The organism is uncultured Hymenobacter sp. (genome assembly GCF_964243305.1).
GTDB lineage: Bacteria > Bacteroidota > Bacteroidia > Cytophagales > Hymenobacteraceae > Hymenobacter.
Genome location: NZ_CAXTEF010000021.1, coordinates 12325 through 25139, shown reverse-complemented (window position 1 = coordinate 25139; position 12815 = coordinate 12325). Strand labels below are relative to the sequence as shown.

The following is a 12815-nucleotide window of genomic DNA, read 5'->3' as shown; positions in this document are numbered from 1 at the left end:
GACATGGCCCAACGTGAGCGAGAAGAGCTGCGCGACCTGATAGTAGACCGCCTGCCCGACAATGACACCGGCGACATCACCCCGGCCGACATGCGCCTGGTGCTCAGCGAGCTGGTGGACTCGGCCCTGCTGCCGGCCAGCGACCCGCAGGTGCCGGGCAACGAGGTGCCGGGCACTGACCTGCCCGGCCCCAACGACCGCCCCGACTTTTTCAAGGTTGCCCGCTTCTACTCGGCCGCGTGGGTGGATGACGAGTACGGCGGCGACTTGCTCACGGGGCTGAAAACGCAATTTCTGGCCCTGGGTGCGCAATGCCTGGTGGAGTTTGGACCCGATGGCGTCCACCAGCGCTACGAGCTGATTTATGACGGCCGTGCCGCGCCGGACCTGGTGGTGTGGCGCGAGTTCGGCGGGGAGAAGATTGGGGCCAGGTGGGTGCTGCTGGACTCCGACGAGGCCCAGCAGGCGCTGGTAGCCAGCGTACCGCCCTGGAGCGCCACCTTCAACCAGAACGGCACCCCGCCGGGCTACCCGGTGGGCTTCACGGTCACCCACCAGTTCCTGGCCACGTTCCTGCTGTTTCAATCCATCGTGGCGGGCCAGCTGCCGGCCCCGACCAGCGCCAACGGGGATTATAACTGGCAGGCCGTGGCCCGGCCCACGCCGGCCTACGTGAGCTTCCAGTTCGTGCGCCTGGCCGAGTTGCGCAGCCTGCGCGGCGGCTTTGTGCCCGGCCGCCTCTACGTGGTGCACGAGCGGGTGAACGCGGCGGGGGTGCGCTTGCCCGAAGTGCGCGTGCGCGCCCTGACGATGGCCGAGCTGGAGCCGACCGGCTACCTGGTCAGTTACCCGCTGGGGCTGCCGCTGGGCCGCGAGTTGGTGGGCTACGACTTGAACACGGACGCCACCAGCCCGCTCCCGGCCGGCCCCGCCGTCGCCACGGCCTTCGTGCCGGGGCAGCAGCTGCTGGCCGGCGAGCTGAAATTCAACAGCGAGGGCGTCGACTTTTACCCCCGCTCGAACCTGACCAACCCGCAGGTCGAGCCGTTTTTAAGCACCAGCTCGACGCAGGCAAACGCCAATTATAAGCGCCTCGGCGCGAGTGCCACCCCCGCCGCGGCCTACGACGACACCGCCCTAAAGCTGCGCGTAAGCCAAGTAGAAGCCGCCCTGCCCGGCAAGCAGGCCGCCGACACGCTGAGCACGCTCGCCTACAACGGCGCGGGCATGAGCGTGGACCTGAGCGGCGCCACCGTGCAGCTGCTCAACGTCGGCGGCGCCGTCAGCTTCACGGCCTCGCTCAACCGCGCCCCGCTGCGCTACGTGCAGCTCTACCTGGTCAATACCACGAATACCCCGCTGGCGCTCAGCTTTCTGGCGGCGTGGAAGTTCGTGGGCGTCAAGCCCAGCAGTCTGGGCCCGCTTAAATCCGCGGCCCTGACTCTGCGCTGCATAAGCAGCAGCGCCGAGCCGGCCGAAAACACCATCTGGGCCGCCTACGGCGCTGAATCCTAAGCCATGCCTTCGTCCCACCCCCACAGCCTGGCCGACCTGGCCTTTCTGGGCAGCATCCTCAGCAAAGACCCGCGCCCGCCCGCGGCCTTGCTGGTCAGCGGGCCGCTCACGAATGCCTTTCAGAACTTCCCCGTGCCGGGGTTGGGCCTGGCGCCGGTCGCCACTATTTTCTTAGTGTTCTCCAAGGCCGCGGCCGTGGACAGCTTTAAGATGATGTGCGCCATCCAAACCGGCACCCGCCAAGCCAATGGCACCTACGTTCTCGACGGCACCCGCACGGACTTGTGCTATACCGGCACCGAAGTCACGCCGAACCGGGCTATTGGCCTCAACAGCTACGGCTCCGGCTTTTGGACGTTCAACGCCAACCTGGCCAACAGCCGCGTGGTGCTGCTCACGGCCAAGCTCTACAATAATACTATTAATAATAATTTGCAGCTCTGGCTCAACGGCCAGCTGCAAAACCTGAGCCTTTATCCGGGCGGGCTGCCGCCGCGCACCTGGTCCGACACCTTCACGCTGGGCGGCGACACCAACAGCTCCTATACCTGGCAGGGCACTATTTACCACGCCCGCGTCTACCTGGACGACCTGACGGACCCCTACCGCGCCGAGATTGAGCAGGTGCTGCTGGCCAGCTACCCCATTTCGTAAGTGCCTACCCCCGATTTCAGCCCCTCCTTTTTCCGCTCCTCATGCCCCAGCAGCCCTACCCCCACGACCCGATTCTACTCGACGTTTGCGACCGCCGCCAGGGCGATTTGCTGGTCAAGCAGCGCGTCGAGTTCCTGCGCCTGACCCACGACGATAGCCAGCGCGGGTTTCCCAGCGCCCGCATTGACTTGAAAATCTGGCTGTATTCGCCGGACGGGGACGGCTACGGCGAGCGGCTGCAATACCCGCTGCCGGACTCCTATCCCGATTTTTTGACGGCCGACAACGATACGCTGGTGGACGTTTCCGACCCGGCCAGCCCCGACTTCGGGCGGATTCTAGCCATTCGCAGCCCGGAGTTCGGCGCGGATTGGGAAGCCGAGCAGGCCAAATTTGAGCACCTGCCGACGATGCTGCAAGGTAATTTTTTCCTGCTGGTGCGCGACACGCAGCAAATCAATCTGCGCGCGCTGCTGCTGCACCACATTCAGCAAGCCGACGCGATGGGCCGCTTCGCATGAGGAGCCTACCCCCCGGGCTGCCGCGGGCCGCGGCCGGGCTGCTGCTCGCCGGCGTGGCCCGCGTCGTCTGGCACGCCACGCGCCGCCCCTAACGCCAAAGCCCCGCCCTAATAAGGCGGGGCTTTTTCGTGAATGCTAAATCCGTCCTATGGGTCGGGGGCCTAATTGGCTAACCTTGTATGCCGCCTCCTAAGCGGCCCCTTTATGTACGACCTGCTTACCAGCTCCGCCTGGGCCCTTGAATCGAAGTTCTACTCCATCGCCAAGGAGCGCATCCTGGCGCGGATTGGGAAGGGCTTGTCGGCCTTGTCGGCTGACGAGGCCCGGCCCCGGCGCTACCCCCACGTGGACGCCCAGGGCTACCCCACGATGTGGGTGAGCCAAGCCGGCGAGTGCGCCGGCGTTGCGCTGGCCCCCGCCTCCCCAGAGTCCGGGCTGAACCTGGCCGTGGGCCTGACCCAGGTGCTGGCCCAGGTGCTGGCCGGCAACGGCGTAGTTGTAGGAGCCAGCGGCCGCGCAGGCAGCGCCAACACCTCTGGCTCGAAGGTGGCCATCATCCCGGTGCAGGGCACCATCCAGAAGCGCGGGGGCTACTGCTCGTTGGGCACCAAGGATTTAGTGTCGATGCTCCAGGCCGCCAGCCGCGACCCGGAAGTGTCGGCCATCGTGCTCGACATCGACTCGCCCGGCGGGCAGGTCGATGGCACGGAGGAATTCGCTGAGGCCGTGCGCCGCTCCAGCAAGCCGGTGGTGGCCTACGGCGACGGCCTGGTGGCGTCGGCCGCCTACTGGATTGCTGCCCAGTGCAGCTACATCTTCCTCAACTCCGCGAGCACCGGCTACGCCGGCAGCCTGGGCGTGCTCTGCATGAGTATCGACCAGACCGTGTTTCTGGAGAAGCAGGGCTACAAGGTCGAAATCCTGCGCTCGACCCGCGCCGTGGACAAGGCCCGCCTCAACCCGGTGGAGCCGCTCAGCGACGCCGTGCGCGCCGTGGTGCAGGCCGACCTGGACCAGATTGGCGAGACGTTCATCGCGGCCGTCGAGCGCGGGCGCGCCGGCAAGCTCTCGACCAAAGAAGATGTATTCACCGGCAAGGTGTACCGCGGCGCCGAAGCCAAAAAGCACGGCCTCGTGGATGCCATCGGCTCCCTGCAAGACGCCGTCAACAAAGCCGCCCAGCTGGCCCAGTCGGGCCAGGGGGCGGGCAACTCCGCTTCCTCCTTCACCCAAAATTTTAATTCCGCATGGCAAACAAGTTCGCCAATATCCTAGGCTTCCTGGGCATGGGCTCCGATAAGGAGGCCGTCACCGAAGCCCACCTGCAGGCCGCCGACGACAAAATCGCCGGCGTCGAGCAGGCCCGCGCCGCCGCCGAGCTGCGCGCCACCACGGCCGAGGGCAGCCTGGCCACGGTGCAGGCTTCGCTCGACAAAGCCACGGCCGATTTGGGCGTCGCCCAGGGCGCGCTGACCGAATCCCAGGGCAAGCTGACTGCCGCTGAGGGCAAGGTGGCCACGCTCGAAGGCTGGAAGAAAGCGCAGCAGGCCACCGACGGCCGCAGCGAGGACGAGAGCAACAAGCTCGACGACAACGGCACTGAGCCGAAAGCCGCCTTCGAGCTGGAGGCTGCCGCCCAGATTTCGCGGGTTAAGAGCCGCCTCGGCGAGAAAAAATAAGCCCGCCCCAACGCATTCATTTTTCAATTTTTCCACCTCACCCTTTCCAGGATAACTACCATGGCAGGAACAACCGGGGTTGATTTCAGCGGCCTGCCCGCTCGTCTTCAATCGTACTCGACCCGTGATTCAGAGACGCTGCTGAGCCAGATTCTCATCACCAACCAAAGCTTTCTCACCTACATGGGCCTGCTGGTCGATGTGCAGGATGAGCAGGCGCTAACCCAAATGTTCGTTGACTCGGTGCTCCAGCCGGGCAACAAAGACACCTTCACCCCGAAGGGTGCCGTGAAGTTCAAGAACCGCATCGGCAAGGTTCGCTCGTGCAAGATTGACTTCAAGCTCACGCCCAAGCAGATTACTTCCATGTGGAAGGGCTACCTGGGCCGCATTGCCAAGAGCAAGCGCGGCGAGGTGTACGACGTGCCGTTCCAGCAGTACATCATGGACATGATTGCGGCCAAGGGCAAGGAGGAAATGCACCTGGAGGCGGTTTTCAAGGGCGTGTACCGCGAAGACTCGAACCAGGCCAACCGCGTGTTCGACGGCATCCTGCCGCTGCTCTCCGATGCCGGCATCGTGCCGGCCGGCAACATCTTCGACGGCGACGTCGTGACCCAGGCCAACGCCATCGACCAGCTCGAAGGCCTGGCCGACAAGGTGCCCTCGCACCTGGTCAACACCAACCTGGTGCTACTCTGCGAGCCCACCGTCGCCAAGTTCTACAACCGGGACTACCGCGCCACCTTCGGCACGAACACGAACAACACCGGCGGCTTCGAGCACACCACGCTCGACGGCACCAACATCCGCATCGTGGCCGAGCCCGGCCTGGCCTCCACGGGCGGCATGATGATTACGCCCCAGGAAAACCTGGTGTGGCTCACGGGTCAGCTCAGTAAGCAGGACTCCTTCACCGTCGAGAAGGCGGAGCGGGTGGTGAAAATCATGGCCGACTTCGAGGCCTCGGCGGACCTGTCCATTGCCGAGTACGTCTGGACCACGGACCTCACGCTGGCCAAAGGGGTGGCCCTGCGCGCCGCCGCCGCCGCCGAGCCGGCCGAGTAATGCCGCCAGCAAAGCCCGGCTGCCGACCAGGTAGCCGGGCCTAGCCGGGCTTCAGTTCAACTGCCTCATCTCACGGTCGATACCCCATTTCTGACTTATAAAAACTTTCCCTACCCCCATGAAAAAGCTGTTTTCCATCGCTACGATGGTGTTGTTTATAGTCGGCCTGCTCACGCTGGTGAGCACCGTCTTCCCCGCCCAGGCGCTGGCGCTGGCCTTGGCCGTGCCCCACGGCGCCGACGTGTTGCACGCCCTGGTGGGCGGCGCCACGGGCGTGAGCCTGGCCTGCGTGGTGGTGCCCATCACGAGCATCGTGCTCGATGACTGCCCCAACCCCGGCGGCCTGACCGACCTGCACGTGATTCGCCGGCGCGACATTCTCACCTTCCCGGAGCCGGACGCTGACAAGGTGACCCTGAGCACGGCCATTGTGCCCAAGCCGGGCTGCGGCTTCGTGCCGTGGGAATTTGCCGCCGACTCGGGCGAGGTCAACCACAAAAGCTCCGGGGATGCCGGCAACCAGAGCATCGCCCACGACCTGGGCGTGTACGTGCCCCGCGGCTCGGCCTCGACTGACGCCGTCGTGCAGGCGGCCTTGAACGGCGACTTCGTCGTAATTGGCCGCGACTCCAACGGCTACCAGCGCGTGGTAGGCGACAAGCGCCGGGGCGTGAAGTTCGAGCACGACTACAAGTCGGGCAAGAAGGGCACCGACAAGAACGGCACGGACTTCAAGTTCGCGGGGGAGGGCTTTACCCACGTGCCCTACTACTACACGGCCGCCATCCCGGTAATGGCCGTACCGGGCAGCTAGTCCCCGGCCGCGTCAGGCAGGTAAATTATTCCTCACGTTCTAGTAGTCAAGCACATGGCACTTAGTAAGTACGAGCTGGTCAACACCAGTGGTCTGTCGGGCATCAACTTCAACGGTGACTTCGTGAAGCTGGCCGACATCACCGACGAGATGGCCGAGCAGCTGGTGGGCAAGACCCACATTCTGAAGGCTAAGACGCCGGCGGCAGTGGCCAAGGCCCAGGCCGCCAGCGAGAAGCAGGACAAGTAAGGCCTGCCCGGTCGTAAGTAGTAAAAAAAGCCCCGCCCCAACCGGCGGGGCTTTTTTTGTTGGCTTACCAGTGGCTAGGCTATCTTCGCAGCGCGAATACCTGTTGCCCTGCTGATGCTGACTGAACGCTTGCGGCCGTGCCCTACCCCAGGAACCGGCCGGAGGAGCGTGCGGGTGAAAGTCCCGTAACATCTGCCGCGTTCAGTCGCGCAGGTATTCGCAGCGATTCCTCCGGCTTTTCCAGGGGCTCGCCCCGCGGATGGCCCCCACTGACCCCTACCAGATTGCGGATTCGCAGCTGCCCTCGCTGGCCGACTACCTGGCCGAGCAGGATATCCGGCTGGGCAAGCTGCGCAAGGCCCTTACCACCTGGCTGGAGGAAGCGCACCTGGTGCTGCAAGGGCGGGACGAGTACCGCGACCCCCTGAACTACGTGGCCGAGCACGACCGCATCCAGGTGGTGCAGGGCTTCGCTGACCGCCTCGACCAGCTCTAATTCCGTCCTACGGGCCGGTAAGCGAATCGGATAGCTTTGATTTCAATCAACCTGAAATCTTAGTCTATCCGATGGAAAACCCTCTTGAGGAAGTTATTGAGTGGCTCGAAGCCGGTGAGGCGGCCGACTACCGCGCTGGCGTGCGCCTGCTCGAAGCGCACGGCCGCAACCGCTCGCTGGTGAGCCAGCTCCAGCGCAAGGAGTCCGCGAACAACCACGAAAAGCTGCGCTACGAGCTGGTGAAAATCGGCTGCGGTGGCCGCCTCGCGGACGTGAGCGAGGTGCTGAGCCACTTCGCCCAGGCCGTGCAGAAGGCCGTGCCCGCCGCGCTGGCCAGCCTGGCCGTAGCCGCCCTCACCCAGCCCGAAGAGCCGGCCCCCGGCGTTGAGCAGGTGCCCGAAGCCGCCCGTGGCCAGGTCGAGGACCTAACCCGGCTCATGCAACAGGTCTACAACCAGCGCTGCCAACTGAGCAACACGCTGGGCGAGTTGCCGGAAGGGGAGGGGCCGCGCGTGGTGGCCGAAATCCTGAGCCTGCAAAACCAGTACAACGCCCTCTCGGGGAAGCGGCGCAGCCTGCTGGCCGGTGAACCCGTGGCCGAATTGCCTACCCCCCCTGCCGCCGGTGACGTCGCAGCCGCACCGGCTGACCGGGCCGACCTGCTCCAGAAGCGCGGCAACCTGCGCTCCCAGGTGAGCAAGGCCAAAGCCGCAGCGGCTAAGCATCCCGACGATGCGCTGAAGGCCGAGAAGGTGGCCAAGCTACTAGTGGAACTTGACGTGCTGGAAACGCAGATTAAGCAGCTGCCGGCATGACGCCTACCCCCCCACTAGCCGGCCGGCGCCAAGTGCGCCGCACCTTGGCCCTTCTCATCGGCGCGCTGCTGGTAGTGCTGGTGTGCGCGCTGAGCAGCTGCTGCCTCACTGACCGGTTGCCGCGCCGCGCGCCGCGCAGCCTGGAGGAGGCCCAGCGCCAGGCCCACCGGGCGCGAATGCGCAGCTACTACACGCCCCGTCCCAAATGAAAGGATTGCTTTTCGGGGCCGTGCTGCTGCTGAGCAGCTGCGCGGGCCAGCCGGGCGTAACTGGCCGCCGCAACTACTACCGCACTCATCCTTACCCCTCGGCCGCGCCGCGCACTGTGCACCGCGACCCATCCCTACCCATTCCTACCCCTCGTGGAACAGACAACCATTAAGTGGCGGCCTGAGCAGCGCCGCCTCGACCAGCTCACGCCGCTGGAGAATAACCCGTTCGGCAAAATCAGCCAGGCCAAGCGCCGACGCCTGGAGCAGAAGCTTCAGGAGCTGGGCACCTTTGAGGCGGCCACGGTCGATGCCGATGGCGTGCTGCTGACCTTCAACAAGCGCCACAACCTACTGCTGGGCCTCTACGGCCCGGCCTACGAGGTGACGGTGCTCGTGCCGGAGCAGGCGCTGAGCGAGGATGTGCGCAAGAAAATCATCCTGGCCTCGAACGTGAACGAGGGGGAGTGGATTGATGACATCCTGCGCGAGCAGTACGCCGACGTGCTCGATGAGATGGGCGTGATGCTGGGCGCCATCGATGAGCAGCTGGCCGCCGACGCGAACGGCAAAAAAGAAGCAACCCCGGAGTTTCCCATCGTGGCCGAATTCTCGGAGAAGTACAGCGCCTACATCATTGTCTGCCGCAATGAGATTGATGAGAACAACGTGCGCGAGCTGCTGGGCGTGGAGAAGCGCCGCAGCTACAAGAGCCAGGAAGTAGGGCAAACCCACGTTATTGAGGCCAAGGCCTTCGCCGAGCGATGCAAGTTGAAGTAGTCATTCCCAGCCACAAGCGGGCCGGGCGCCTGGCTACGCTGGCTTTGTTTCCCTCGGCCATCGTGTGCGTGCCCGCGAGCCAGGCGGCCGAGTACCGGGCTGCGCACCCGCAGGCGCAGTTTGTGCTGCATCCCGATTCGGTGGTTGGCCTGGCCGCCAAGCGCAACTGGATGTACCAGCACTTCGGCAACCTGCTCATGCTCGACGACGACATCACCGACTTCCGGCGCATGTACCTGCCGGCCGGCGAGCCGGTGAGCATCGGGGAGACGCGGGCCCTGGCCATCATTGCCGAGACGGCTTACGCGGCCAAGCAGGCGGGCGCCTACCTGTGGGGCTTCAACTCGAACCCCAACCCGACGATGTACAAGACGCTGAACCCCCTCAGTCTGACGGGCTACGTGACGGGCTGCGCCACCGGGCTGCTGGCCGGCTCGAAGCTCTGGTACAACTCCAGCATCATCTGCAACGAGGACTACTGGATTTCCTGCCTGAACGCCTACTACCACCGCCTCATCTGGAAGGATATGCGGTTTGGCTTCATCCAGAAGGATACGTTCGTTGGGCAGGGCGGCCTGGCCGAGTTCCGCAACATCGACGCCGAGCGCCAGGACTTTGAGCTGCTGCGCCAGTGCTTCGGCGAGGCGGTACAGGAGAAGAAAGACTCGGTGCTGGCCAAGCGCAAGCACCAGTTTCAGAAGACGATGAAGCTGCCGTTTTGATGATTACCTTGTGTTTAGAGGTATTCACTAAACCCGAAGCTATGGAAGACCAGGAATGGAATAGAAGCGATTTTAATCAGCGCTTAGTAGGAAAGCTGAGCCGTAGTAGGATTGCTAACAGGACTCAAGACGACTTACGGAAATTCACGAAGGTCGAGCCATTCTTGCTATGGCTTAGTACGGAGCAAGCGACGACTATGCAATTCCGCCACTCAGACACAGCTAGGGAAGCTCTTATTAACAGGGCTACACTTGAAGGTTTGATTGCTCAAGATGAGGAAAGTGACTCCCCTCTTAGTGTACGCTCTGCTTGTAGTGCTATCGGCCATGAATTTGAAATAGGCAACCGAATCGATTTCAAATGTCTGCTGTCAATCATGGCATCTGGAGACTTACTTATAGTATTCGAAAAAGGTCACAGAGAGGATTAGTTGGGTTAATTAAAATCTCGACGCAAAAGCCCCGCAGCACCCGCCGCGGGGCTTTTTTTTGCCAGAATTTTATTAGAAAATAAATGAAAATAAAGGTTGTTAAATTTCTGTAACTCGTTCTGTATGAAGACCTTTACATCATCAGTTCACCACTTTACAACCTCATCTCACAAACCCCATGAAGAAGCAAGTGCAACCCCAGACCGCCGGCACCCAGCCGGCCAAGCGCAAGGCCCGCCGCATCGCAGTAGCCGCCGCCCCCATTGCCTCCATCGAGGCCGCCCTAGTAGTCGAGGCGCCCGCGCCTACCCCCCCGGCCGTGGTCGTAGTGGCCGAAGTTGCGGCCCCGGAGTCAGTGCATCAGGTTACGCCGGCCGAGCGCCAGGCCTTCCGCTCCGAGGCGCTGGAGCTTATCTTGAGCGCCCAGGTGCCGGCGAGTACGAAAACGTACTCGCCGCTGAGCCACCTCGACCTGATTAACTCGGTCAAGGAGCAGCTTGATAAGCGCGGCCTGGTCGTGAAAGACGAGCGCTATAGCGAGAATCGCAAGGGCCAGCAGATGTTCGGCCACGTGACGGTGCAGGGCCTCAACGGCGAGCAGGATATGTGCCTGGGCTTTCGCAACTCCTACGACAAGAGTATGCAGGTCGGCGTAGTGGGCGGCTCGCGCGTTATCGTCTGCTCGAACATGATGTTTGCCGGCGACTTCAAGGCCCTGCAAATGCACCAGGGTAACGTCGTGCAGGAGCTGAACACGATGCTGGGCAAGGCGGCCGACCGCCTCGAAGACCACTACCGCAAGCTCCAGGCTGACAGCGACCGCCTCAAGCAGGTCGAAGTGAACCCGCGCCTGATTCACGAAATCCTGGGCGAGCTATTCTACTCGGAATCCGTGGTGAGCGAGGCCCAGCTGCGCATCATTCGCGGCGAGCTGCGCGAGCAAACCAACTTCGGCAATGGCACGCTGTGGGACATCTATAACCACACCACGGAGGCTCTGAAAACCACGCCCAGTGGCCTCATCATCGGCCGTCACATCGAAGCGCACCAGTTCTACCTGGCCCGCGCCTAACCCTCTCATTTCCCGCTTAGCGTCCTGTGCCCCGGCCCGAACTGGCCGGGGCCTAGCCGCTGCTTTGCTAAAAAAAGTATGTCCAAATACAATTTGAAGACCGCGAAAGGCTACGACTTCTTCGAGGTGTCGAGCGCCTTGCAAAAGTCCATCCGCCGGGGCCTCGAAGACGACGCCATGTACTGGGCCGTGGAGCTGTTTAATTCCGGCTACGTGGAGTACGCCTGGAAGCGGCTGCGCATCATGGCCTCAGAAGATGTAGGCTTGGCCCAGCCCGGCATCGTGGCCGAGGTGCAGGCGCTCTACCAGCACCACAAGCTGCAAGCTGTTAAGAAAGAGGATAAGAACCAGCCCGAGCGGCTGTTTCTTACCCACGCCGTGCTGATGCTCTGCCGCGCCCCCAAAAGCCGGGTCGTGGACCACGCGCTGCTCTACCACTGGATGCGCCACGAGCACGTGCATCTGGACGTGCCCGACGTGGCCCTGGACAAGCACAACGAGCGCGGCCGGCGGCTGGGGAGGGGCTGGAAGCATTTTTTCGCCGAAGGCACGCAGCTCGACCGGTCGGGCTCCGTGCCGCAGGAGGCGGAGTACCGGCACCGGGCGATGGAAGCGGTGAGCAGCCAGGGCGTACCGTCGATGTTCCCGCTGGAAATCCCTACCCCCTCAGCGGAGCCGACGGATGGGTAGGGGAGAGCAGAAAAGCCGCGTGATGCGCAAGCGCGGCCTCGATGAGCCCGGCTACTACGCCTTCGCGTCGGTAGTCGGGCAGCAGCGCCACTTCAACGTGCGCACGGCCCAGCTGCTGGCAGCTTACGGCCTGGAGCCCCTGGCCCTGCTCGACGGGCAGGGCCGCCCCGCCCCGCCGGCGCTGCCCGGCGAGGAGCTGATGGAGTGGATAATCGAGCAGAGCAACTGCCCGATGACGCTGCTGCGCACCTACGTGGAGGTGGGCGGTGATCAGGAGCCGGACGCCACACTGTGGGGGCGCATCGCGGCGGGCCTCGTGGCCACGAGTGAGGCCAGCCTGCGGCGCTGGGGCGACGCGGCCCACTTCACGCCGCAGCTGCTGCGCCGCTACTGCCGGCCGGGCGGCCAGCCGCTCGACGTGCAGGCCCAGGGCCTGAGCCACGAAGGGGGGGTAGAGCTGGCCCCGGATGAGCTGTGGGCCTTCATCGTGGCGCATCCGGGCGGCCAGCACACCTACGCGCCCGACACCTACGGGCAGCGCCTGGCGGCCTCCTTCCGGCGCGTGGCCGGCTTCCGGCTCACCTACCAGTTTGCCAGTGACTTGCTCGGTCTGATACAGGCCCAGCAGTCAAAAGAGGACGAAGAGCCGCCGTTTTAAATGATAAAAGCCCCGGCAATTGCCGGGGCCTCTATTTCAGTTCACCCTTCGTCATCTCACTGTCGAAGAATGAGCTGTAAAGCTACAAGAAAGCCGAAAAAAATGCTGTTCCAGCAACAAATAAAGGTTGTTAAATTTCTGTAACTCGTTCTGTATGAAGACCTTTACATCATCAGTTCACCCCTTCATCTCATCCCACAACAGCATGAAAAATACCCGTAACCTCCGCATTGAGCGCCGCTGGCGCGCCGGCAAGTGGGGCGTCCAGTCGCCCGTAGCTCAGATTCTGCTCAAGGGCAAGTGGCTCGAAGCCGCCGGCTTCGGCTGCGGCGACCAAGTGGAAATCGTCGTCGAGGACGGCTGCCTGACCATCCGGCCGGTGCCGGCGCAGGCTGTGGCCGGTTTACTGTGACATTTACTGTGACATTCAATGTCACAGTAA

The 12815-nt window shown here is 63.4% G+C and carries 18 protein-coding genes; all 18 read left to right on the top strand.

The features are described 5' to 3' along the window. Window positions 1–3: 3 nt before the first annotated feature. Window positions 4–1515, top strand: a complete 1512-nt coding sequence (locus tag ACFE70_RS12770) for a hypothetical protein (RefSeq protein WP_375418140.1) — start codon at window positions 4–6, stop codon at window positions 1513–1515. A 3-nt stretch (window positions 1516–1518) separates the two neighbouring features. Beyond that, window positions 1519–2169, top strand: coding sequence for a hypothetical protein (locus tag ACFE70_RS12765; RefSeq protein ID WP_375418139.1), 651 nt, complete (start codon window positions 1519–1521; stop codon window positions 2167–2169). Between the two features lie 41 nt (window positions 2170–2210). Next, window positions 2211–2690 carry a hypothetical protein gene (locus ACFE70_RS12760; RefSeq protein ID WP_375418138.1) on the top strand — a complete coding sequence of 160 codons (480 nt, stop codon included), beginning with the start codon at window positions 2211–2213 and terminating at the stop codon, window positions 2688–2690. Between the two features lie 204 nt (window positions 2691–2894). Further along, on the top strand, window positions 2895–3965 hold the full coding sequence (locus tag ACFE70_RS12755; RefSeq protein ID WP_375418137.1) for a S49 family peptidase: 1071 nt from the start codon (window positions 2895–2897) through the stop codon (window positions 3963–3965). Then, window positions 3938–4369: a hypothetical protein gene (locus ACFE70_RS12750; RefSeq protein WP_375418136.1), complete on the top strand. Its 432-nt coding sequence runs from the start codon at window positions 3938–3940 to the stop codon at window positions 4367–4369. Before ACFE70_RS12755 ends, ACFE70_RS12750 begins: the two co-directional genes overlap by 28 nt. Window positions 4370–4429: 60 nt before the next feature. Further along, complete coding sequence (locus ACFE70_RS12745; RefSeq protein ID WP_375418135.1) at window positions 4430–5437, top strand: hypothetical protein; 1008 nt, start codon at window positions 4430–4432, stop codon at window positions 5435–5437. A 118-nt stretch (window positions 5438–5555) separates the two neighbouring features. Further along, window positions 5556–6251, top strand: coding sequence for a hypothetical protein (locus ACFE70_RS12740; protein WP_375418134.1), 696 nt, complete (start codon window positions 5556–5558; stop codon window positions 6249–6251). 54 nt (window positions 6252–6305) lie between these two features. Then, complete coding sequence (locus ACFE70_RS12735) at window positions 6306–6500, top strand: hypothetical protein (protein ID WP_375418133.1); 195 nt, start codon at window positions 6306–6308, stop codon at window positions 6498–6500. 259 nt (window positions 6501–6759) lie between these two features. After that, complete coding sequence (locus ACFE70_RS12730) at window positions 6760–6996, top strand: hypothetical protein (RefSeq protein WP_375418132.1); 237 nt, start codon at window positions 6760–6762, stop codon at window positions 6994–6996. 71 nt (window positions 6997–7067) lie between these two features. Beyond that, on the top strand, window positions 7068–7811 hold the full coding sequence (locus ACFE70_RS12725; protein WP_375418131.1) for a hypothetical protein: 744 nt from the start codon (window positions 7068–7070) through the stop codon (window positions 7809–7811). Next, the gene (locus ACFE70_RS12720; protein ID WP_375418130.1) at window positions 7808–8020 is read left to right on the top strand and encodes a hypothetical protein; all 213 of its coding nucleotides are present in this window, start codon (window positions 7808–7810) and stop codon (window positions 8018–8020) included. Before ACFE70_RS12725 ends, ACFE70_RS12720 begins: the two co-directional genes overlap by 4 nt. Next, on the top strand, window positions 8017–8193 hold the full coding sequence (locus ACFE70_RS12715; protein ID WP_375418129.1) for a hypothetical protein: 177 nt from the start codon (window positions 8017–8019) through the stop codon (window positions 8191–8193). Before ACFE70_RS12720 ends, ACFE70_RS12715 begins: the two co-directional genes overlap by 4 nt. Then, window positions 8174–8800: a hypothetical protein gene (locus ACFE70_RS12710; protein WP_375418128.1), complete on the top strand. Its 627-nt coding sequence runs from the start codon at window positions 8174–8176 to the stop codon at window positions 8798–8800. The genes ACFE70_RS12715 and ACFE70_RS12710 overlap by 20 nt, the downstream gene beginning before the upstream one ends. Further along, the gene (locus tag ACFE70_RS12705) at window positions 8785–9522 is read left to right on the top strand and encodes a hypothetical protein (protein WP_375418127.1); all 738 of its coding nucleotides are present in this window, start codon (window positions 8785–8787) and stop codon (window positions 9520–9522) included. The genes ACFE70_RS12710 and ACFE70_RS12705 overlap by 16 nt, the downstream gene beginning before the upstream one ends. A gap of 609 nt (window positions 9523–10131) precedes the next feature. After that, window positions 10132–11025 carry a DUF932 domain-containing protein gene (locus ACFE70_RS12700; protein WP_375418126.1) on the top strand — a complete coding sequence of 298 codons (894 nt, stop codon included), beginning with the start codon at window positions 10132–10134 and terminating at the stop codon, window positions 11023–11025. 78 nt (window positions 11026–11103) lie between these two features. Then, a complete protein-coding gene (locus ACFE70_RS12695; RefSeq protein ID WP_375418125.1) occupies window positions 11104–11715 on the top strand; it encodes a hypothetical protein in 612 nt (203 codons plus the stop codon). Window positions 11716–11734: 19 nt separating this feature from the next. After that, entirely contained in the window at window positions 11735–12373 is a 639-nt protein-coding gene (locus tag ACFE70_RS12690; protein ID WP_375418124.1) for a hypothetical protein, read from the top strand. A 205-nt stretch (window positions 12374–12578) separates the two neighbouring features. Then, the gene (locus ACFE70_RS12685; protein WP_375418123.1) at window positions 12579–12785 is read left to right on the top strand and encodes a SymE family type I addiction module toxin; all 207 of its coding nucleotides are present in this window, start codon (window positions 12579–12581) and stop codon (window positions 12783–12785) included. The last annotated feature ends 30 nt before the right edge of the window (window positions 12786–12815 follow it).